Origin of the sequence: Jejuibacter sp. L23 (assembly GCF_050815825.1) — a bacterium.
Taxonomy (GTDB): domain Bacteria; phylum Pseudomonadota; class Gammaproteobacteria; order Enterobacterales; family Enterobacteriaceae; genus Jejubacter; species Jejubacter calystegiae.
On sequence record NZ_CP138199.1, the window covers coordinates 4,187,177 to 4,209,960 of the forward strand.

The following is a 22,784-nucleotide window of genomic DNA, read 5'->3' on the forward strand; positions in this document are numbered from 1 at the left end:
TTACCTGTTACTATTTTTCTTAATTGTCCCATATCGGAACCTCATGACCAACTACAGCCTGCGGGCACGTATGATGATACTGATTCTGGCGCCTACCGTGCTTATCGGGCTGCTGCTCAGTATCTTTTTCGTGGTTCACCGCTATAACGATCTGCAGCGCCAGCTGGAAGGTGCCGGCGCCAGTATTATCGAACCCCTTGCGGTTTCCAGCGAATATGGCATGAGCTTCCACAACCGGGAGTCCATCCGTCAGTTGGTTAGCGTACTGCATCGCCGCCATTCCGATATCGTGCGCGGTATTTCGGTCTACGATGAAAATAACCGGCTGTTCGTCACCTCTAATTATCAGCTCGACCACTCGCTGCTGAGGTTACCGGAAGGTGCTCCCCAGCCCAGACGGCTGACGGTCACCCGACACGGCGACGATATTATTCTGCGCACGCCCATTATTTCCGAACGCTATTCGCCAGACGAGTCGGAGATTACCGAAGCCAAACCGGCCAATAATACCCTGGGCTATGTAGCGCTGGAGCTGGACCTGCGTTCGGTACGGCTACAGCAATATAAGGAAATTCTAACATCAACCCTGCTGGTATTGCTCTGTATGGGCATCGCCATGATCTTCGCCTGGCGACTGATGCGCGACGTCACCGGCCCCATCCGTAATATGGTGAACACCGTTGACCGCATCCGCCGCGGCCAGCTCGACAGCCGGGTAGAAGGCTTTATGCTGGGCGAACTGGATATGCTGAAAAACGGTATCAATGCGATGGCGATGTCGCTCACCGCCTACCATGAAGAGATGCAGCATAACGTCGATCAGGCCACCTCCGATCTGCGGGAAACCCTGGAGCAGATGGAAATTCAGAACGTCGAACTGGATCTGGCGAAGAAGCGCGCCCAGGAAGCTGCCCGTATTAAGTCAGAGTTCCTGGCCAATATGTCCCACGAGCTGCGCACCCCGCTTAACGGCGTTATCGGCTTTACCCGCCTGACGCTGAAAACCGACCTGACCGGCACCCAGCGCGATCATCTGAATACGATTGAACGTTCGGCTAATAACCTGCTGAACATTATTAATGACGTGCTCGACTTTTCTAAACTGGAAGCCGGTAAGCTGATTCTTGAAAGTATCCCCTTCCTGTTACGTAGCGCGCTGGATGAAACCGTGACGCTGCTGGCGCATTCCGCCCACGATAAGGGGCTGGAGCTCACGTTGGATATTGAGAATAACGTCCCTGATAACGTGATTGGCGACCCGCTGCGCCTGCAGCAGATTCTGACTAATCTGGTGGGTAACGCCATTAAGTTCACCGAAAGCGGCAATATCGATCTGGTGGTGGAACAGCGCGCCATAGGGAATAACAAGCTGCAGATCGAAGTACAGATCCGCGATACCGGTATCGGTATTCCGGAAAAGGATCAGTCCCGACTGTTCCAGGCCTTCCGTCAGGCGGATGCCAGTATCTCCCGGCGCCATGGCGGTACCGGACTGGGGCTGGCCATTACCCAGAAGCTGGTGCGCGAAATGGGCGGTGATATTTCTTTCCACAGCCAGCCGGGACGCGGCTCGACCTTCTGGTTCCATATCAACCTGGATCTTAATCCCAATGCGATACCGGATAACAGCACGCTCAGCGTACTGGCAGGCAAACACCTCGCCTATATTGAGCCCAATACCGCCGCCGCCCAGGGGACTCTGGATATGCTGGCCAGTACGCCGCTGCAGGTGACCTGGGGCACCTCGCTCGAAGAGCTGACGGAACAGCAGTATGACTTTATGCTGATTGGCGTTCCGGTCACCGATCGTACGCCACTTTCGATGGAAGATTCGTGGCTTGCCAGCGCCGCCCGGATGTCGCCCTGCCTGATCCTCGCCCTGCCCTGTCACGCGCTGGTTAATGCCGAACAGCTAAAACAGGGCGGCGCTTCGGCCTGTATGATTAAACCCATCACCCAGACCCGGCTGATGCCGCTGCTGCTGGAGCATCACAGCGATTTGATTCCGTCCGCTACCGTCGCCCGCAACGATGTACGACTGCCAATGACGGTGATGGCCGTGGACGATAATCCGGCCAACCTTAAGCTTATCGGCGCCCTGCTGGAAGACCGGGTGCGCCATGTGGTGCTGTGTGAAAGCGGTACCGCTGCCATTGAACAGGCGCGTCTGATGGGCTTCGATCTGGTGCTGATGGATATCCAGATGCCGGAAATGGACGGTATCCGCGCCTGCGAGCTGATTCGCCAGATCCCTCAGCACAATAAAACGCCGGTGATTGCCGTCACCGCCCACGCCATGGCGGGGCAGAAAGAGAAGCTGCTGAGCGCCGGTATGAATGATTACCTGGCGAAGCCCATCGATGAAGAGAAGCTGTGCGCTCTGCTACAGCGCTACCAGCCCGGCACCCGACTGCCTCAAACGCCGCAGCACGATGAGGTTCCCCAAAGCGATCCCAATGCAACTCTGGACTGGTCACTGGCGCTGCGTCAGGCCGCTAATAAGACGGATTTGGCGCGTGAAATGCTGGGCATGCTGTTATCGTTCCTGCCAGAGGTGCGCAATACCGTGGAGGCCCAGTTGGCGGGGGAAGAGCCTGGCAGCCTGATCGACATCATCCATAAACTGCACGGTAGCTGTAGCTACAGCGGCGTACCGCGTCTGAAAAATCTCTGCTTTCTGCTGGAACAGCAGTTACGCAGCGGTACGCCGCCGGAACAGCTGGAACCCGAACTGCTGGAACTGCTGGATGAGATGGATAATGTGACCAAAGAGGCCTGTCAGCGGTTGAAGTAGGCCCTATTCCCCTCTCCCCGCAGGGAGAGGGAGAGTCACCCCAGCCGCCGCCCTAACGCCAGCACGGCAGCCACATTGCGCGCCGTGGCACGCAGGTTCTCTGCGGCGTTATCCAGCGCTTCTTCCAGCGAACAGATGCGGTTAATCACGCTGAATACCGCATCAATACCGTGTTGATGCACCACGCTCACATCCGGGGCCAGGCTTCCGGCAATGGCGATGGTCGGTTTATTGTGGCGGCGGGCGACCTGCGCCACGCCATAGGGCACCTTGCCCTGAATCGACTGGCTGTCGATGCGCCCTTCTCCGGTAATCACCAGATCGGCATCGCGCACCTGCTGCTCCAGCTTCAACGCACCGGTGACAATTTCCACCCCGGGACGTAGCCTGGCGCCGCAGAAAGCGTGCAACGCCGCCCCCATCCCACCGGCCGCACCGCCGCCGGGCAGGTTTTGAATCTCCGTGCCCAGCGCCTGACGCACCACCCGGGCAAAGTTTTCCAGCGCAGCATCAAGCTGAGCCACCATCTCCGGCGTGGCGCCCTTCTGGGGACCAAACACCGCCGATGCCCCCTGCTCGCCGATCAGGGGATTGGTGACATCGCAGGCCACGTCGATATGACAATGCGCCAGTCCCGGCCGCAGGCCGCTGATATCGATGGCGCTTAGTTGAGCCAACGCCGCGCCGCCGCGCTCCAGCTCCCGCCCCTGCGCATCGCGCAGGCTGACGCCCAGCGCCTGTAGCATACCGGCCCCACCGTCATTGGTGGCGCTGCCACCAATGCCGATAATAATTTGCTGTACACCGGCCTCCAGCGCGTGGCAAATCAGTTCGCCGGTGCCCCAGGAGGTGGTGATTAACGGATTGCGCTGCGCCAAAGGCAACAGCTCCAGACCGCTGGCCGCCGCCATTTCGATAAAGGCGCAGCGCCCGTCGCCGGAAAGGCCGTAGAAGGCTGCGACCCTGTCGCCCAGCGGCCCGGTTACCTCAAGCGCGACCCGGCGACCGCCGGTGGCCGCAATCATCGCCTCAACGGTTCCTTCGCCGCCATCCGCCACCGGTAACCGGACATAATGCGCTTCAGGGAATATTTCCCGAAAGCCCTGCTCAATACAGTCAGCCACTTCCAGCGCGCTCAGACTCTCTTTCCAGGAGTCTGGCGCGATAACAATCTTCATCGGCGCTCCTTATGCTCCATATCCCACCCGGGGTCCGGCGCCCGAGCCATCGCAGCCCGGGCAACTCCGGCTTAACGCACCATGCAGGGGCGTTTATTATCAAAGCGCCAGTCGGGGATCAGATACTGCATAGCCGCCGCATCGTCGCGCGCCCCCAGCCCTTGTTTCTGATAAAGCTCATGGGCCCGCATCACCTGGTCCATATCCAGCTCCACCCCCAGCCCCGGCGTCTGAGGCACCTGCACCTTACCACCTTTAATTTCAAGCGGCTGGCGCGTCAGGCGCTGATTGCCTTCCTGCCAGATCCAGTGGGTGTCGATAGCGGTAATATCACCGGGCGCCGCAGCGGCCACATGGGTGAACATCGCCAGCGAAATATCGAAGTGGTTATTGGAGTGCGAGCCCCAGGTCAGACCAAATTCATGGCACATCTGAGCGACTCGTACCGATCCCTGCATGGTCCAGAAATGGGGATCCGCCAGCGGAATATCCACCGACTGGAGTGATAAAGTATGGCCCATCTGACGCCAGTCTGTGGCGATCATATTGGTGGCGGTGGGCAGACCGGTCGCCCGGCGGAATTCCGCCATGACTTCACGCCCGGAGTAGCCCTGCTCGGCACCACAGGGATCTTCGGCATAGGCCAACACGCCGCGCAGCTGCTTGCCAAGACGAATAGACTCATCCAGCGACCAGGCACCATTGGGATCGAGGGTCACCCGCGCCTTAGGGAATCGGGCATGCAGCGCGGTCACGGCTTCCGCCTCTTCGCTGCCCGCCAGCACGCCGCCCTTTAGTTTAAAGTCGTTAAAGCCGTACTTCTCATAAGCGGCTTCGGCCAGACGCACCACTGCTTCCGGGGTCATCGCCTCTTCATGACGCAGGCGATACCAGTCGCAGCGCTCATCGGTCTGGCTCTGATAGGGCAGATCTGTACGTTTGCGGTCCCCGACGTAGAATAGATAACCCAGCATTTCGACCTCATCGCGCTGCTGACCGTCCCCCAGCAGGGTGGCCACATTCACGCCCAGGTGCTGGCCCAGAAGATCGAGCATGGCGGCTTCAATACCGGTCACCACGTGAATGGTGGTGCGGAGATCGAAGGTTTGCAGACCGCGGCCACCGGCATCGCGATCGGCAAAGGTGCGGCGCACCGCGTTCAGTACGTTGCGATATTCGCCCAGGGTCTTCCCCTGCACCAGCGCGGCGGCATCCTCCAGGGTCTTGCGGATCTTCTCTCCGCCGGGGATTTCCCCTACTCCGGTATGTCCGGAATTATCTTTAATAATGACAATGTTGCGGGTAAAAAACGGTCCATGAGCGCCACTCAGGTTCATCAACATGCTGTCATGCCCGGCAACCGGAATCACCCGCATCTCCGTCACGACCGGCGTGGAATGATGTATCGTCATTGTTAGTTTTCCTTCTTCAGATTATCCGCGACCGAAAGCGGGACGCTTACGGTCAAATTTCCAGCCAGGCACCAGGTGCTGCATCGCCCCTGCGTCATTACGCGCGCCGTCGGGCAGCGAACAGTAGAGCTGATGCGCCTGCTCAATTCGCTGCCAGTCTGGTTCAATACCCAGCCCCGGCCCCTGCGGTACTGCAATCTTTCCACCGCGAATCTCCAGCGGCTCCCGGGTCAGACGCGCTTCACCCTCCTGCCAAATCCAGTGGGTGTCGATGGCGGTAGGCTCGCCCGGCGCCGCCGCCCCTACGTGGGTAAACATCGCCAGCGAGATATCAAAATGGTTGTTGGAGTGGCAGCCCCAGGTGAGCCCCCACTCATCGCACATCTGCGCCACCCGCACCGCGCCGCTCAGGGTCCAGAAATGCGGATCGGCCAGCGGGATATCCACCGCGTTAAGCATGATGGAGTGGCCCATCTCCCGCCAGTTGGTGGCGATCATATTGGTGGCGACCGGCAAACCGGTCGCCCGGCGGAATTCCGCCATCACTTCGCGCCCGGAGTAACCCTGTTCGGCGCCGCAGGGATCTTCGGCATAGGTCAGCACATCCTTCATATCGCGACACAGCTCGATGGCTTCATCCAGGTACCAGGCGCCGTTAGGATCGACCGTAATCCGCGCGTCGGGAAAGCGGCGCTTAAGTGCCTGAGCCGACTCCAGCTCCTGTTCGCCGGGCAGCACTCCGCCCTTCAGTTTGAAATCCTTAAAGCCGTAGCGATCCTGCGCCGCTTCCGCCAGTTCAACAATAGCCCGGGCATTTAACGCTTCCTGATGACGCAAATGATACCAGGAATGGCCGTTGCGGATCCCTTCCTGGTAGGGCAGCGGCGTTTTCTGACGATCGCCAATGTAGAACAGATAGCCCAGCACCGTCACTTCATCACGCTGACGCCCCGGTCCCAGCAGTTCACAAACCGGCACGTTCAGGGCCTTACCGAGCAGGTCCAGCAGCGCCGCTTCCAGGGCCGCTACCGCATTGACCCGCAGTTCGAAGGTCCAGGCGCCCTGACCAAAGGCATCGAAGTCAGCGGACTGGTTACCCTGGTGGACCTGTTGCACCAACCGGTTCATTCGCGCCACTGGCTGGCCCACCACCATCGGAATCGCCTGCTCCAGGGTACGGCGAATGGTTTCGCCCCCCGGCGCTTCGCCCAGCCCCACCTGACCCGCGCTGTCGGTCAGTACCACGATATTGCGGGTAAAAAACGGCGCGTGGGCGCCGCCGATGTTCAGCAGCATGCTGTCGTGTCCCGCCACCGGGATTACCCGCATCTCATTGATAATCGGGCTTGACGCTATGCTCATGGGCTCCCCCTGTGTTTTTCGGTTTCAGTTCAATACGTTTGATATCGCCGACGATAAACAGGAAGCTGAACACCGCGACCAGGGCGTGGATGCCTACATAAACCAGCGCGCCGTTAAACGAACCCGTAGCGCCCACGATGTAGCCGATAGCGATAGGCGTTACGATGCCGGAAAGGTTACCGCACATGTTGAACAGGCCGCCGCTCAGGCCGCTAATCTCTTTGGGCGCGGTATCGGCCATCACCGCCCAACCCAGAGCGCCGATCCCCTTGCCGAAGAAGGCCGCGGCCATAAATCCCACGACCATCCACTCCGCCTGCACGTAGTTACACAGCACCATCGAGGTAGAAAGCAGCATCCCGCAGACAATAGGCGTTTTACGCGCAATATTGAGCGACCCGGTACGGCGCATCAGCCAGTCGGAGATCACCCCGCCAAGCACCCCGCCGATAAAGCCGCACACCGCCGGTACCGAGGCGATAAAACCCGCCTGCAGAATCGACATTCCACGCGCCTGTACCAGATAAACCGGGAACCAGGTGATAAAGAAGTAGGTCATGGCGTTAATACAGTACTGGCCGAGATAAACCCCTACCATCATCCGCGAGGTGAACAGCTGGCCTATCTGGCCCATCTTTTCACGCATGCTGGTCTTCGTTTTACTGCCCGCCTGGTCCATATTGACCAGCGCGCCGCCTTCTTCGATGTAGGCCAGTTCCTGCTTGTTAACTTTTGGGTGTTCTGTTGGGTTATAGATAACCTTCAGCCAGACAAAGCTGATGATGATCCCTAAGCCGCCCATAAAGAAAAAGACGTGATTCCAGCCCACCGCATGGGTCAGCCAGCCCATAATCGGCGCGAAAATCACCGTGGCAAAATACTGGGCCGAGTTAAACACCGCCACCGCAGTGCCACGCTCCTGAGCCGGAAACCAGGCTGCGACAATACGGCTGTTGCCCGGGAACGAGGGGGCTTCCGCCAACCCGACCAGGAAACGCAGCATAAACAGCGCCATCACGATCCCGAAGCCGTTAAAGATATCGACGAATCCCTGCAGCAGGGTAAACAACGACCAGATAAAGATGGACCAAAAGTAAACGCGCTTGGATCCAAAGCGATCCAGCAGCCAGCCGCCAGGAATCTGGCCGATCACGTATGCCCAGGAGAAGGCGGAAAAGATATACCCCATGCCCACCGGATCCAACCCAATATCGCGGGCCATTTCCGAACCGGCAATCGACAGCGTAGCGCGATCCCCGTAATTAAACGAAGTGACGATAAACAACATCACCACTATCCAGTAGCGAGCATTAGTGCGCTTTCCAGCGACGCTCTCCGCCGTTTGATATGTACTCATTGTTGTACTCCTGAATAATAGCCGCCAGCAGCGCCCGTGCAGAGTTAAAGGGCGCGGCCTGACGTTGAGCTACTTTTCATTCTGAACAGCACAACCTGTAGGGTAATCAGAATGATTTATTAGTTGTGGCGCCGGGGCTTTTCCCTGTGGTTCGGCGCTTATTTTTGAGCAGATGCAGTCCTGCCTGAAAAAGTATAAAGAAAGGGGGAATGACCACTCACCGTGCAGCGCCACAAGATTCAGCACTCTGTGACGGTCTGTTTGGGGCATCCGCACAACTGACTGGGCGTTGCTTCACGGAATGGCGTGGAATCGCCTTAGGCGCGGGGAAAATAGCGGGTTCATTAGAACAGAAAGAAAAGATGGAGCGGCGCAGAGCGCGCCGCCTCAGAAAAGACCAGTTATGACAGTAATTTGCTCCAGCCTTCAACCCAGGGATTAGTGATAACTTCCGGCTCGGGATCTTCGCTGGCGTCGATGGTCAACATTTCACCCACCCGGGTCGCGCCCTGCTCCTGGAGCAGTTCATCAAACTGACGACCGCCGCCGCAGAAGTTTTCGTAGGTGCTGTCGCCAAGCGCGATCAGTCCGTATTTCAACTCTGGCTGCCAGCCAATCTCTTTAATGGCCTCAAACAGCGGTACGATGCCGTCCGGCAGATCGCCCTGCCCGGTGGTCGAGGTCACCACCAACACATAGTGATTGCGATAATACTGCCAGGCTTCCAGCCCTGGATCTTCGAACACCTTAACCTGGTGCCCCTGCTCGCCAAGGATGGCCTGAGCCTCCTCTGCCACCAGCAACGCATTGCCGTACATCGTACCAACAAATATTCCCACTTCAGCCATGACCTGGCGCTCCTTCGTGTGTCGAACTCGCCTCATCCTGACCATAAGCTTCGGGAAACTCAACCCTTTCAATCTCGGGGAGAACTCCGCGCCAGCTAAAATGCTCCAGCGCCGTCATCCAGGCTCGATCCAGCCCGGCGACCAGCCGCAGCGGCTCGCCGGTAACCGGGTGGTTAAGCGTCAGTTCGCTGGCGTGTAGCATCAGGCGGCTACAGCCAAAATGCTGCGCCGCAGCGCGGTTCTGGCGCAGATCGCCATGTCGGCTGTCGCCGATAATAGGATGACGCAGGTGCGCCATATGGCGGCGTAGCTGGTGCTTACGCCCGGTTTTGGGCAGCATCTCCACCAGGCTGTAGCGCGCGCAGGGATAGCGCCCGACCGCCACCGGCATTTCGCAGGTGACCAGCCCGCGGTAGTGGGTAACGGCGCTCTGAGGGGCTCTGTCTGCCCGGGCATATTTATCCGCGACTTTATCCAGCTCTTCGCGCAGCGGATAGTCCAGCTCTGCCGATTCCGTCAGCCAGCCGCGAACGATGGCATGGTAGCGCTTCTGTATCTGGTGCGCTTCAAACTGCTGGGCCAGCAGACGGCCAACCTCGCTGGACAAGCCCATGAGCAGCACGCCGGAGGTCGGCCTGTCCAGACGGTGGGCAGTAAAGACGTGACGCCCGATCTGATCGCGTACCGTCTGCATCACCACCACACGTTCATCTCGATCCAGCCAGCTGCGGTGCACCAGCCAGCCGGACGGCTTGTTGACGGCCACCAGCCATTCATCCTGATACAGGATCTCCAGCATTACTGTTCTCCGGCAAACAGCAGATCCAGTGCCTGAAGCGCCGCTAACAGCTCATCACGCCCCGGATGACCTTCCACCAGCGCCACCTCATAGTAAGGCGCCACATTAAAGCTTTCCGGCAGGGGCTGTTCAGCGTCGATCAGTGCATGCATGCGGGGCAGAAGCACCCACTGCAACCATTCGTGGGGCGTTAGCGTATCCATACAGAAAGGCTGATCGCTGTTAAAGGCTTCAGCCGCTGGCGCCGTCTCCTGCCACTGCTGCCGATCGCGCAGCAGCTGTTCAAGATGCAAAAGTCGTTCACGCACGGCGCGATGCTGTTCCATGGGGTACCTCATGATGCTGAAAACGGAAAGGGGCAAAGGATAGCACGCGGCAGGATGCCAATGAATGAATCAGAATGATTGTTCTGGAAGAACTCTAAAACAGTGGCCAGATTTTGCTGCCCCGAATATGAAAATGATTAAAAAAACGCATTACCTTATGGAAACGCTCCCCCCATTCACAGGAGTAAACATAGACTGTCCCTGACGCCAGCGGGGATCTGGAGCGTTTTCGGAAACCGGGTTTGATGGGCTGGAGGGGCACTCCAGGCCGGTTATAACCGACCCGTCGCTGATTAACACAATACCGTTCGCGTTCATCAAGATGGAAATATCTCGCCTGTTGGGCTTAATTTGGCTATGTGCATAACGTCCCTGGCTCTGAACCCGGCTATCGGTGAAAAAACCAGTGCCAATCGGTACATTCCTTTATACGTCAGATATTCAGTATCACTTTTAACATTAGAAAAAGGCTTTACATTTCTGTAAAACCTTTATGAAATTAAACTCTGCATATAAGTAATTTATCTGGTCTGATGTTTTTGTTTAAAATAAACCTCAACTTCCTCCAGGCTTTTTCCTTTTGTTTCGGGAACATAAAAACTAAAGATGCTAAAGGCAACGCATATAGCGGAAAACAGCCAGAAAGTCACCGAAGTACCCAATCCGTTAAGCATAGGCAAGGATAACAGCGCAATAACCAGGTTTGTTGCAAAAATTACAAAGATTGAAAGACTGGTCACCTTAGCTCTGGCCCTTAAAGGCGACAGTTCGGATATCATCAGGAATCCCAGCATTCCAGGACTAATAGCATAAAGTACGATATAAGCCAGCAGAGCTCCCAGAGCCAGCCATCCACTCCCCTCAAAAGGAGGGACTGAGAACAGGACCGCCAGAATAATCAACATGACTGTCAGGCCTATTGCGCCGATTATGAGCAGAGGCCTGCGCCCGACACGGTCAACAATCAGCATTCCGATGATGGTAAATATTACATTTGTGACACCCAGGCCAACGGTACCGATCCATGAGGCTGAAGAGCTGAAACCACTGGTCTGCAGGATTTTAGGAGCAAAATAAATCACCAGATTGATTCCGCAGGCATTAGAAAAAAAAGCAACCAGCACACCAATCAGGATCATTGGCCGTATGTGGCCGCTGAACAAATCTCGCCATCTGATGTTGTCCTGCTCCAGTGCGTTCAACCGCTCAGTCTCCCTGATTTCTTCCTCCACATTATCAGTGCCGCGTAGTTTTACCAGAGTTGAGCGAGCGTCCTCATGTCGGTTGACGGCAATCAACCAGCGTGGGGATTCCCTTACAAAAAATACGCCTGCCGCAAGGGCAACTCCGAATATGCTGGCAACTCCGACTGGAAACCGCCATTCCCCCTGGCTTTCTGCTACAGTATTAACGCCGTAGGCAATAACGATACCGACCGTTATCATAAGCTGGAATGACGTCACCAGAAGCCCGCGTATTTTTGCAGGGGCAAGTTCTGCAATATACACAGGGACCAGTACGGAAGATGCCCCAACGCCAATGCCCTGTAGGATTCGGGCCGCCGTCAGCAACTCGATGCTTTCGCTGACGCCTGAAATAACTGCACCTGCGGCAAAACACACGCCAGAAATAAACAGGTTGCTCCTTCTTCCATATTTATCAGCCAGCGGCCCTACCGCCAGCGCACCAATCATCGCACCCAACAGGGACATACTGACAATAATGCCTTGCAGATAATCATTTATCTGAAACTCTTTGCCAATAAAGATAATGGCACCACCAATGACACCAGTGTCATAACCAAATATAATGCCGCCAAGTGACGATATTATAATGGACATGATAATAAAAAAGCTGAATTTACTGATTTTTGCTGGATGTTTTATTCCATCATTTAACTCGGAACTAACCATGATGTTACTCCGTCATTTATTATAATGGCAACTAACCTAATTCGGGGATCATCGTCGCACCAAGAGCCCCGGCCATATCCCCTAACTTTGAAGGCACGATACAGTTATTCCTGGCATAAGCGTCAGCACGATAGAGGGCTTCTTCCAGACCGGCTCTGAACAGCGGGTAATAATGTGCGGCGCTTCCACTCAGAATGGTCAAGTCAGGTCCATACAGAGTGAGTAACGTCGCCAATCCTCTCCCCAGGTAATTACCGTACTGATGAAAGACATGGGCTACGTCATCTCTCTGAAGTGCCACCGATTTGTAGAAGTTAACGTCATATTTTTCAAAAGCGACGTCGGGGAGAAGTGACTCAAGATTCTGCTGCAGCCATGACCTTGACGCCAGCGTTTCCCAGCATCCCCGTAATCCGCAGTAACAGGTGGCCGGATTTCCGGAAATCGGAATATGCCCTGCTTCAGGATGCTGCCCGTCACCAGTCCGGAATGGTTTACCGTTTTCCAGAAGTGCGGCACCGATCCCCGTACCCAATGTGACCATCAGCAGTCGCTTACTTTCTTTACCTGCACCGAAGTAGTATTCACCGAGTACGGCCGCTACAGCGTCGTTATCGATCCCCACTCTGATGCCCAGTCGCGATTTCAGCTCATCAACCAGCGGGAAAAAGGAGAAGCACTCAAGCGTATCCCGGTTATTAATAATGCCGAGCGTAGTATCAACTGGTCCGCTTGCACCAATACCCAGGCTTTCCAGCATACGACCAGCGGGAACCAGAGAGAGTAGGTGGGACGCTAACGCGTCCACACGGTCTTTTTTTTCAATAATGGCGAATTCCGCGGTGGCGATCGTGCGTGTCGCCAGTATTCCCGTTTCATCCCGCAGAATAAGACGGGTACCCGTTCCACCAATATCGATACCTGCTTTTATATTCCCGGTCATACTGCCACCGTGATTTTTTGACCGTAAAGGAACTGACCGGCAACAAAACCGTTTCGGCTGGCCAGTACCACTGTCAGGTGCTCAATGTAGATGAAGCCGCAGATGAGCTGCAGAAGTTCGCTGCCCTGAGGGACGGGAAGCAAAGCAGATCCGGCAAATGGTGCTTCGCCGATGGTGACGACAGTGGTGCCATTCGCCTGCATTTCGGCAGCCAGTTTTTCAAGCGTCGCATCGCCTGGTTTACCCAGCAGGACGGCCAGCATGCCAGCACCAGAAGTCTCAAGCGGGCCATGACGGAATTCACCACCGATAAAGCCTTCAGCACTGATCTTAGAGGCCTCTTTGGTGATGAGTGCGCCGGTAAGCGCGCTGGAAGCATATGATCCCGTAGCGATGTAAGCGACCCGTTGTTGAGGTGCGCGAAAAAGCGCATCAGCGAAAGGCTGTACGATGTCGCGTTCAGGCACCAGGTTTTTAATAGTATCCAAACCGCTGACTACAGAAGCACACACAGCTTTTTCACTCTGCCCCAGCAGCACCGCAAGGGTCCGGTAACAGGCAATGAGCGTGTTTAAATAACTCTTTGAGCTCACCGTGGCTTCATCACCACTTTTCAGTGTGATAAGAATATCCGCCTGCTTACCCAGCTCGCTATTTTCATCATTCGTTAGCCCGATCAGTGTCTTTGGACGGTTTCCCTGCCTCAGAAGTGCGACAATTTCACCACTCATACCTGACTGAGAGGTTGCCCACATCAGGGTATTCCCCGTAACCAGATTAGGCATATCCAGCAAGCGGCCAGCATCTATACGCCATACAGGCAGGCCCGCCGCAATAAGCGCTCGCTCAACAGGAATAAGCGCGTAATCAGAGGAGCCCATTCCGGTCAGCACAATCCGATCATAATCGGTCAATTTCAGATGGTGCAGGCTATCAGGCAGGGGATTGTTAATCTGAGCCAGAACAGCTTCAGGCTGCATAGCAATATCAAGTTCATAAGGATTGGACATAAGGGCCTCCAGGGTGAGAAAGATAGTAATCCGGTAATGCATTGAACAATGTTGCCACATTATATGCACGATATCGTGCATTCAAGTGCACGATATCATTCATGTGATAAGAGTTGTATTTTCTGGCCTTCGAGCTAAACCCCAACCAAAATATGTTATTGAGCTTCCAGGGCCAGCTTAAGGTGATAAAATCGTTTGCATGTAAGCGTGTAAGGAGAGCGAAATGGTCGTTAACGAACGACGTGAAAAGATACTGACCAGGCTGGCTTCAACTGGTTATCTTAGTGCCAGCCAGCTTTCTGAAGAATTTAACGTAGACAGTTCAACAATTCGGCGTGACCTTATCTATCTTGAAAAGTACGGCCATATCATAAGGACGCACGGCGGCGTATTGCCGGCGCTGTCTACTGAGGAGCAGGATACGCCCTACAGCATCCGTAAGAGCCGACACCATGCTGAGAAGGTTGCGATAGCAGATTATGCCGCGTCCCTTGTGAAAGATGGAGACTCGGTGATCCTTGATAATGGTTCTACGACTTATGAACTTGCTGTTCTTCTGGCGCTGAAAAAACATCTGACGGTGATCACCAACGATCTCAATATTTCCATGCTTCTCTGCCAGTATCCGGCCATTAATTTGAACGTAACAGGCGGTGCAGTGACGGGAAATTCATTTACGCTGGTCGGTCCGGATGCCACGCGCAAATTTAGCGAAGTTTATGCTGACTGGGCGTTTATGGGAGCGGAAGGCGTTCATCCTGAGGCAGGTATAACAAATGTCAATGCCATTGAAATCCCTACTAAACTTGCCATCTTAGGGGCAGCTAAAACCCGGGTTATTCTTGCTGACTCATCGAAGATAGGATACCGGGCAGTCTCACACGTTTGCCCTCTGAGCAGCATTGACATGATTATTACCGACAGAAAAAAAGCAGATAAATTAATGGCAGATTTCGGTGACAAGTTACGATTTACCGACTGCTCGACAAACATCAGATCGTAAAATGTATTGTCGCAATTTGCTCTGATACATGGGCTTGAAAGGTTGGAGTTACCGATTTTGATATGGGCGTCGGATCCTTATACAAAACACGAGCCAGCTCCCATACTTCGTACTACCAATCCCATCATCAAACACAAAACTGGTCTGCTCAATCCGGCAGAGGAACTCAAAAACATGCTAAATCATGGGCATCTCGTATGACACATTTGACCGTTATCGCGAGCTGACCGATTTACAGCCCCATCGGATGTGCCCCTGGTTCTTTACATCTCCCCCCGGCAGGCTGGGGGGCGTTTTTCTATACAAAAAAAGGAGAGCATTGCTAAAAGCAATGCTCTCCGGTTCGTTTTGCAGCGGTCCAGCTACCTTCAGTGCTCCCTGCTCTTCCTTGACAACTTTTCCCGTGGCCTTCCTGACCTGCGCTCCTTCGCGCCAGCATCCTGCTCATCATCCTGATATCAGCGACATCACCCTGACATACGCTTTGATCTTCATGATCCGCCTTCTATCCCGTCCGGCTCTCATTCTCCATCCTGGAGGTGTCCTTTATGCGCTCCTGCGCTATCCTTGCTTCATCCTGAAGCCTTTCCCTGTACCGACCTTCCTGGCCGTGTTCCTGTTCCAAAGGTCATCATCCTGATAAGCGCTTTGGTCTCTACCTCCGTGTCGATGGATATAGCTTCCTCTAAAACCCGCTTCTGAACAAGGGGCTTACAGCCAGGAATGGGACGAAATCTTCATTCGAAAGTCGTAAGCGCATCTTTAATTCATTGATAAGCAATATATTCACATAAACTACGCGGGATTATCTCCGATGCTTCTGACTACGATCTCTTACATTGCTTGTAAGAGATCTCTCACAACAAGACGGGCAATAATCGCCTGGCTCAGCATTGGGGTTGGAGCTGCTGCAGAAATGCGTCAAGCGAAGGAGCCAGTACCTGATGCTGCGCGGTACCGAGCTTTTCAAGCACCACTTCGCCTGTCAGGTTGGTCAGTGAGATGACTTCCAGTTCGTTTTCCAGCGTGGCCAGAAACAGCGTCGGGGCCAGCTTCAGACGCTGCTGAGTGACCAGGTGGCCAATCAGGTTTTCCTGCACTCGCAGAAAGTCGTCTTCGCTCCAGGGCTGGAGCAGCATAAGGGTATGGGTCCCGAAGCGCGCCATCATATCACCGGCAAACTGCGTTGTGTAGAACGCCTGAGCATCATCGCAAATTCGGATCTCCAGCGCTCGCTCTACGCCATCCAGATTTTGCGCCAGAGTAAAGGGGGCAGGCTGCCAGCGTACGCTCTCTTCTTCGGTCGCCACGATGCAGGGCGAAGGAATGCCGTACAGTTCATAGCTTTGCGGGTCACCGCCCTTCTGGTTGCGCCATGCTTCACAATAGCGACGGGTAAAATCGGCCAGCGCCTGTTGTACTTCACTCACTTTTTCTCTCTCCCCCGGGTAGGCTACACTACGCGCTCTAGTGTACCTGCTTTATCTAAGGTGAAACATGTCTGATTATGACAACCATCAGGCGCTAAGCGGCCTGACGCTGGGGAAGACGACCAAATACCGGGATACCCTGGACGCCGCGCTGCTTCAGGCAGTGCCGCGCAGCCTGAACCGCGACCCTCTGGGTCTGCGGGCGGAGTCGCTGCCGTTCCACGGCGCCGATATCTGGACGCTCTACGAGCTTTCCTGGCTGAACGATCGCGGTCTGCCTCAGGTGGCGGTGGGCCACGTCTCGATTAATGCCGACAGCCCGAACCTGATCGAATCCAAAAGTTTTAAGCTCTACCTTAATAGCTTCAACCAGACCCGCTTTGCGGACTGGCAGCAGGTGCGCGATACCCTGGTCGGCGATCTCAGCGCCTGCGCTCAGGGCGATGTCGAAGTCAGTCTCTATAAGCTGCACCAGTTGGAAGGCGAAGCTATTGCCCGCTTTGACGGCGAATGTATCGACGATCTGCCCATCACTATCAACGACTACGATTTTAATGCCGACTGGCTGGATCAGGCGGCCAGCGGCGACATTGTTGAAGAGACCCTGGTCAGCCATCTGCTGAAATCCAACTGTCTGATCACCCATCAGCCGGACTGGGGCTCGGTGCAAATCCGCTACCGCGGACCGCGTATCGATCGTGAAAAGCTGCTGCGCTATCTGGTGTCATTCCGCCGTCACAACGAATTTCATGAACAGTGCGTGGAGCGCATCTTTAGCGATATTCAGCGTTACTGCCAGCCGGAACAGCTGAGCGTTTACGCCCGCTATACCCGACGCGGCGGTCTGGACATTAATCCCTGGCGCAGTAACGTGCCTTTCCAGCCCGCTACCGGACGCCTGGTGCGCCAGTAGTGCGGCTGCGGGTTGTTAACTACCGCAACGGCGGGCTATTGTAAGCAGCAGGGAGCGGCGATTTTCGCCCCATAAGGAGTTCACTTGATTACACATATCAGTCCCCTCGGTTCCATGGACATGCTGTCGCAGCTGGAAGTCGATATGCTCAAGCGTACCGCCAGTAGCGATCTCTATCAGTTGTTCCGTAACTGTTCGCTGGCGGTGCTTAACTCCGGCAGCCAGACCGATAGCAGCAAAGAGCTGCTGTCGCGCTATGAGAATTTCGATATCAACGTGCTGCGCCGCGAACGCGGCGTCAAACTGGAACTCATTAACCCGCCGGAAGAGGCCTTCGTCGACGGTCGCATCATCCGCTCGCTGCAGGCTAACCTGTTCGCCGTGCTGCGCGATATTCTGTTCGTCAGTGGCCAGATCGATCTGGCGGGACGCTTCCAGCGCCTGAATCTGGAAGACCCCGCCCATATCACCAACCTGGTGTTCTCCATTCTGCGCAACGCCCGGGCGCTGCACGTGGGAGAAGCGCCCAATATGGTGGTCTGCTGGGGCGGTCACTCCATTAATGAAGGCGAATACCTCTACGCGCGCAAGGTCGGTAACGAGCTGGGGCTGCGCGAGCTGAATATCTGTACCGGCTGCGGTCCGGGCGCGATGGAGGCGCCGATGAAAGGTGCCGCGGTAGGCCACGCCCAGCAGCGCTATAAAGAGGGGCGCTTTATCGGCATGACCGAACCTTCTATCATCGCCGCCGAGCCGCCGAATCCGCTGGTCAACGAGCTGATCATCATGCCGGACATTGAAAAACGTCTGGAAGCCTTTGTTCGCATCGCCCATGGCATCATTATCTTCCCGGGCGGGGTAGGCACCGCCGAAGAGCTGCTCTACCTGCTGGGCATTCTGATGAATCCCCACAACCACGACCAGATCCTGCCGCTGATCCTCACTGGCCCCAAAGAGAGCGCCGACTACTTCCGGGTGCTGGACGAATTTATCGTTAACACCCTGGGTGAAAAAGCGCGCCGCCACTATGAGGTCATCATCGACGATCCGGCCCGGGTCGCGCGCCAGATGAAGAAAGCGATGCCGCAGGTAAAAGAAAACCGCCGCGAAACCGGCGACTCTTACGGCTTTAACTGGTCGATGCGTATTGCGCCGGATCTGCAGGTGCCGTTCGAACCGACCCACGAAAATATGGCCAACCTGAACCTTTATCCGGATAGCCCGACCGAGCAGCTGGCCGCGGACTTGCGCCGCGCATTCTCCGGCATTGTGGCGGGTAACGTTAAAGAGGTGGGAATTCGCGCCATCGAGCAGTTCGGCCCTTACCGCATTCACGGCGATCCACGCATGATGCAGCATATGGATACCCTGCTACAGGGCTTTGTCGCCCAGCACCGCATGAAGCTGCCGGGCAGCACCTATATTCCCTGCTACGAAATCTGCCGTTAATTATCCACAAGGGCGTCACCGGCGCCCTTTTCCTTCCCTCTCCTCCGCCACGTTAACGTTTTCGTTAAATCGCATATCGACAATTATTATGCGTTTAGCGCATTATTCATGTAAAAATCCTGTTTATCACACTTTTCTCAGTAAAACCCAAGCTCCCACCTGACTTAATATTTCCTGCATCTTTTATTGATGGTAGCCTCATTGGCCATATGTGTTACAAATTTGTTCTCACACAGTACAAACAACCAACAAATGGCATACTAAAAGTGTATTTATGGCATTTGAGATCGCGATCACTGATACATATTGTAGGTAGATGTATCTTTCCGCCCGACAATCACAGCAGGCAAAAATCACAACAATTCCGCCTGAAATAGGATTTCATTTTACGGTATTACATTTTTTCAATGTGATTAACCAACACCTGGCCATTTTTGTTCCCCTGGAGACCTTCTATGGAAACCACCCAAACCAGCACTATCGCTTCCGTTGATACGGCAAGCAGCAGTACCTGGCGCAAGACCGACACCATGTGGATGCTGGGCCTGTATGGCACGGCTATCGGCGCAGGCGTTTTGTTCCTGCCGATCAACGCCGGGGTCGGTGGCATGATACCGCTGATTATCATGGCCATTCTGGCTTTCCCCATGACCTTCTTCGCCCACCGGGGCATGACGCGCTTTGTGCTGTCAGGTAAGAATCCGGGCGAAGATATCACTGAAGTGGTGGAAGAGCATTTTGGCGTGGGCGCCGGTAAGCTGATTACCCTGCTCTACTTCTTCGCCATTTACCCGATTCTGCTGGTTTACAGCGTGGCGATTACCAACACCGTGGACAGCTTTATCACCCACCAGTTGGGAATGACCTCGCCGCCGCGCGCTATTCTGTCCCTGATTCTGATCGTCGGGATGATGACCATCGTCCGCTTCGGTCGTCAGATGATCGTTAAGGCGATGAGTATTCTGGTCTTCCCGTTTGTGGCGGTCCTGATGCTGCTGGCCTTCTACCTGATTCCGCAGTGGAGCGGAGCCGCGCTGGAAACGCTGTCATTCAGCAACAGCGCCAACACTGGCAGCGGCCTGCTGATGACCCTGTGGCTGGCGATTCCGGTGATGGTGTTCTCCTTTAACCATTCGCCGATCATCTCTTCCTTTGCCGTTGCCAAGCGTGAAGAGTACGGCGACAACGCCGAGAAGAAGTGCTCCCGTATCCTGGCTTATGCACACATCATGATGGTGCTGACGGTCATGTTCTTCGTGTTCAGCTGTGTACTGAGCCTGACGCCGGCGGATCTCGCCGCAGCAAAAGCGCAGAACATCTCGATTCTCTCTTACCTGGCGAACCACTTTAACGCGCCGGTTATCGCCTGGATGGCGCCGATCATCGCTATCGTGGCGATTACTAAATCCTTCCTGGGTCACTATCTGGGCGCCAGCGAAGGCTTCAACGGAATGGTGATTAAATCCCTGCGCGGTCGCGGTAAGAGCATTGAAGAAGGTCGTCTGAACCGTATTACCGCACTGTTCATGCTGGTCACCACCTGGATTGTGGCAACCATGAACCCGAGCATTCTGGGGATGATTGAAACCCTGGGCGGCCCGATTATCGCGATGATTCTGTTCCTGATGCCGATGTACGCTATCCATAAAGTACCGGCGATGCGCAAGTACAGCGGCCACATCAGCAACGTGTTCGTTGTCATCATGGGCCTGATCGCTATCTCAGCTATCTTCTACTCGCTGTTCAGTTAATCTTCCGGGGCGCCGCCATACGGCGCCCTCTCCCCCTGATATGCTCATTGCTACCGGTGACCATCATGATTAGTGTTTTTGATATCTTTAAAATCGGTATCGGCCCCTCAAGTTCACATACCGTTGGGCCGATGAAGGCGGGTAAACAGTTTACTGACGACCTGATTGCGCAGGGGATCCTGCACGATGTCACCCGCGTGGTGGTGGACGTTTACGGCTCGCTCTCCCTGACCGGTAAAGGCCACCACACCGATATCGCCATTATTATGGGCCTGGCGGGCAACCTTCCTGACACGGTGGATATCGACGCCATTCCCGGTTTTATTCAGGACGTGAATACCTTTGGTCGTCTGATGCTGGCAAAGGGTCAGCATGAAGTGGAATTCCCGGTCGATCGCTGCATGAATTTCCATGCTGATAATCTGTCGCTGCACGAAAACGGTATGCGCATTACCGCGCTGACCGGCGACCAGGTGCTGTACAGCCAGACTTACTACTCCATCGGCGGCGGCTTTATCGTTGATGAGGCGCATTTCGGCCAGGTCGATGAGGCGCCGGTGGCGGTACCTTATCCCTATTCCAGCGCCGAAGACCTGCAGCGCCACTGTCAGGAAACCGGTCTCTCCCTCTCCGGACTGATGCTGAGAAATGAGCTGGCGTTGCACAGCCAGCAGGAGCTGGACCAGCACTTTACTCAAGTGTGGGAGGTGATGCGCGGCGGCATTGAGCGCGGTATTCATACCGAAGGGGTACTGCCGGGCAAAATGCGGGTGCCGCGTCGCGCCGCCGCACTGCGCCGGATGCTGGTCAGTCAGGACAAAATCAGCACCGATCCCATGGCCGTCGTGGACTGGATCAATATGTTCGCTCTGGCGGTCAACGAAGAGAATGCCGCGGGCGGTCGTGTGGTCACCGCGCCAACCAATGGCGCCTGCGGGATCGTGCCTGCGGTCCTGGCCTACTACGATAAGTTTATCCGCGAGGTAAACCCCGGTTCGCTGTCGCGCTATCTGCTGACCGCCAGCGCCATCGGCTCGCTGTATAAGATGAACGCATCGATCTCCGGCGCCGAAGTGGGCTGCCAGGGCGAAGTCGGCGTGGCCTGCTCCATGGCCGCTGCGGGCCTGGCGGAACTGCTGGGCGGCAGTCCGGCTCAGGTGTGTATCGCCGCGGAAATCGGTATGGAGCACAACCTGGGGCTGACCTGCGACCCGGTAGCGGGCCAGGTGCAGGTGCCCTGCATCGAGCGTAACGCCATTGCCTCAGTCAAAGCGGTCAACTCAGCGCGGATGGCGCTGCGCCGTACCAGCGCGCCGCGGGTCTGTCTGGACAAGGTTATTGAAACCATGTACGAGACCGGCAAAGATATGAATGCCAAATACCGCGAAACCTCGCGTGGCGGCCTGGCGATGAAAGTGCTGGCCTGCGATTAGTCGCCTTACGGCTGGTAGCGCTTCGGCGCTGTCAGCCGCACCTCTCTTCCCCACCACCCCCCGATTTATGTTAGGGTAAGCCCTTCTTCAGACAGGGGAAAAACGATGGCGGCTCACCTTCTTATCGTCGACGCACTTAATCTGATTCGTCGTATTCATGCGGTACAGGGCTCTCCCTGTGAGGAGCGCTGCGTACACGCGCTGCAACAGCTGATAGTCCACTGCCAGCCCACCCACGCGGTAGCGGTTTTCGATGACGAAGCACGGCGCGAAGGATGGCGCCATCAGATTCTGCCGGACTATAAGGCTGGCCGCTCCCCCATGCCTGAAGATCTGCATCAGGAGATGCCCCGGCTGCGCGCAGCCTTCCTGGCCCAGGGCGTCGCCAGCCAGGAGCTGGAAGGCCAGGAAGCCGACGATCTGGCGGCTACCCTGGCAGTAAAGGTCGCGCGTGCCGGACAGCAGGTGACCATCGTCTCGACAGATAAAGGCTACTGCCAGCTGCTGTCGCCCGCCATTCGGGTGCGGGATTACTTTCAGAAACGCTGGCTGGATGCCCCGTTTGTGGATGGCGAATTCGGCGTGCAGCCAGCCCAACTCCCGGATTTCTGGGGGCTGGCGGGCATCAGCAGCAGTAAGATTCCAGGCGTGGCGGGCATTGGTCCCAAAAGCGCGGCTCAGCTTATCGGCCAGTACCAAACCCTGGAGGGAGTCTACGAAAACCTGGAGGCCATCGACAACAAATGGCGTAAACGCCTGATCGAAGGTCGCGACCAGGCGTTTATCAGCCGGAAGGTGGCTCAGCTACAAACCGATCTTAAGCTCAATGGCAATCTGCAGCAGCTGCGTCTGACGCGCTGAAG

Annotated in this window: 19 protein-coding genes and 1 pseudogene; 9 read left to right on the plus strand and 11 right to left on the minus strand. The window is 55.7% G+C overall.

The genetic code is table 11. The features are described from left to right. Positions 1-43 precede the first annotated feature (43 nt). A complete protein-coding gene (barA, locus tag SCU88_RS20120) occupies positions 44-2,794 on the plus strand; it encodes a two-component sensor histidine kinase BarA (RefSeq protein WP_175340960.1) in 2,751 nt (916 codons plus the stop codon). A 35-nt stretch (positions 2,795-2,829) separates the two neighbouring features. Here barA and SCU88_RS20125 read toward each other — a convergent pair whose 3' ends face one another. From SCU88_RS20125 to SCU88_RS20170, 10 genes are all read right to left on the minus strand, one after another. Continuing rightward, positions 2,830-3,972: a glycerate kinase gene (locus SCU88_RS20125; RefSeq protein WP_175340961.1), complete on the minus strand. Its 1,143-nt coding sequence runs from the start codon at positions 3,970-3,972 to the stop codon at positions 2,830-2,832. 71 nt (positions 3,973-4,043) lie between these two features. Beyond that, a complete protein-coding gene (gene gudD, locus SCU88_RS20130; protein ID WP_138093122.1) occupies positions 4,044-5,384 on the minus strand; it encodes a glucarate dehydratase in 1,341 nt (446 codons plus the stop codon). A 21-nt stretch (positions 5,385-5,405) separates the two neighbouring features. Next, the gene (locus SCU88_RS20135; protein ID WP_175340962.1) at positions 5,406-6,746 is read right to left on the minus strand and encodes an enolase C-terminal domain-like protein; all 1,341 of its coding nucleotides are present in this window, start codon (positions 6,744-6,746) and stop codon (positions 5,406-5,408) included. Next, a complete protein-coding gene (locus tag SCU88_RS20140; protein ID WP_138093126.1) occupies positions 6,715-8,103 on the minus strand; it encodes an MFS transporter in 1,389 nt (462 codons plus the stop codon). The genes SCU88_RS20135 and SCU88_RS20140 overlap by 32 nt, the downstream gene beginning before the upstream one ends. 401 nt (positions 8,104-8,504) lie before the next feature. After that, positions 8,505-8,951, minus strand: a complete 447-nt coding sequence (locus SCU88_RS20145) for a flavodoxin (protein WP_138093129.1) — start codon at positions 8,949-8,951, stop codon at positions 8,505-8,507. After that, a complete protein-coding gene (gene truC, locus SCU88_RS20150; protein ID WP_175340963.1) occupies positions 8,944-9,750 on the minus strand; it encodes a tRNA pseudouridine(65) synthase TruC in 807 nt (268 codons plus the stop codon). Before truC ends, SCU88_RS20145 begins: the two co-directional genes overlap by 8 nt. Continuing rightward, positions 9,750-10,076 (minus strand): YqcC family protein, encoded by a 327-nt coding sequence (locus SCU88_RS20155; RefSeq protein ID WP_138093135.1) that lies wholly within the window; start codon positions 10,074-10,076, stop codon positions 9,750-9,752. The genes truC and SCU88_RS20155 overlap by 1 nt, the downstream gene beginning before the upstream one ends. A gap of 521 nt (positions 10,077-10,597) precedes the next feature. Further along, positions 10,598-11,989 carry a sugar porter family MFS transporter gene (locus SCU88_RS20160; protein ID WP_175340964.1) on the minus strand — a complete coding sequence of 464 codons (1,392 nt, stop codon included), beginning with the start codon at positions 11,987-11,989 and terminating at the stop codon, positions 10,598-10,600. Positions 11,990-12,020: 31 nt separating this feature from the next. Beyond that, a complete protein-coding gene (locus tag SCU88_RS20165) occupies positions 12,021-12,932 on the minus strand; it encodes an ROK family protein (protein ID WP_175340965.1) in 912 nt (303 codons plus the stop codon). Continuing rightward, complete coding sequence (locus SCU88_RS20170) at positions 12,929-13,942, minus strand: SIS domain-containing protein (protein WP_138093144.1); 1,014 nt, start codon at positions 13,940-13,942, stop codon at positions 12,929-12,931. Before SCU88_RS20170 ends, SCU88_RS20165 begins: the two co-directional genes overlap by 4 nt. Before the next feature lie 223 nt (positions 13,943-14,165). Between SCU88_RS20170 and SCU88_RS20175 the strand changes: the two genes are divergently transcribed. The 3 genes and pseudogenes from SCU88_RS20175 (at position 14,166) to SCU88_RS20185 (ending at position 15,585) form a co-directional block, all read left to right on the plus strand. After that, positions 14,166-14,945, plus strand: a complete 780-nt coding sequence (locus tag SCU88_RS20175; protein ID WP_175340966.1) for a DeoR family transcriptional regulator — start codon at positions 14,166-14,168, stop codon at positions 14,943-14,945. Between the two features lie 102 nt (positions 14,946-15,047). After that, positions 15,048-15,177: pseudogene (locus SCU88_RS20180) on the plus strand (IS481 family transposase); the annotation flags it as partial. An 87-nt stretch (positions 15,178-15,264) separates the two neighbouring features. Further along, positions 15,265-15,585, plus strand: coding sequence for a hypothetical protein (locus SCU88_RS20185; protein WP_175340967.1), 321 nt, complete (start codon positions 15,265-15,267; stop codon positions 15,583-15,585). 247 nt (positions 15,586-15,832) lie between these two features. On the opposite strand, the gene syd is transcribed toward SCU88_RS20185, so the two are convergent. After that, entirely contained in the window at positions 15,833-16,375 is a 543-nt protein-coding gene (syd, locus tag SCU88_RS20190; protein WP_175340968.1) for a SecY-interacting protein, read from the minus strand. Between the two features lie 67 nt (positions 16,376-16,442). Between syd and queF the strand changes: the two genes are divergently transcribed. The 5 genes from queF to xni all read left to right on the plus strand — a co-directional run bounded on the left by queF (position 16,443) and on the right by xni (position 22,782). After that, positions 16,443-17,288, plus strand: a complete 846-nt coding sequence (gene queF / locus SCU88_RS20195) for an NADPH-dependent 7-cyano-7-deazaguanine reductase QueF (protein WP_175340969.1) — start codon at positions 16,443-16,445, stop codon at positions 17,286-17,288. Positions 17,289-17,372: 84 nt separating this feature from the next. Next, the gene (ppnN, locus tag SCU88_RS20200; protein ID WP_175340970.1) at positions 17,373-18,737 is read left to right on the plus strand and encodes a nucleotide 5'-monophosphate nucleosidase PpnN; all 1,365 of its coding nucleotides are present in this window, start codon (positions 17,373-17,375) and stop codon (positions 18,735-18,737) included. A 455-nt stretch (positions 18,738-19,192) separates the two neighbouring features. Then, a complete protein-coding gene (locus SCU88_RS20205; RefSeq protein ID WP_175340971.1) occupies positions 19,193-20,488 on the plus strand; it encodes a serine/threonine transporter in 1,296 nt (431 codons plus the stop codon). Between the two features lie 65 nt (positions 20,489-20,553). After that, on the plus strand, positions 20,554-21,921 hold the full coding sequence (locus SCU88_RS20210; RefSeq protein WP_175340972.1) for an L-serine ammonia-lyase: 1,368 nt from the start codon (positions 20,554-20,556) through the stop codon (positions 21,919-21,921). Between the two features lie 105 nt (positions 21,922-22,026). Next, positions 22,027-22,782 carry a flap endonuclease Xni gene (gene xni, locus SCU88_RS20215; RefSeq protein ID WP_175340973.1) on the plus strand — a complete coding sequence of 252 codons (756 nt, stop codon included), beginning with the start codon at positions 22,027-22,029 and terminating at the stop codon, positions 22,780-22,782. Positions 22,783-22,784 lie beyond the last annotated feature (2 nt).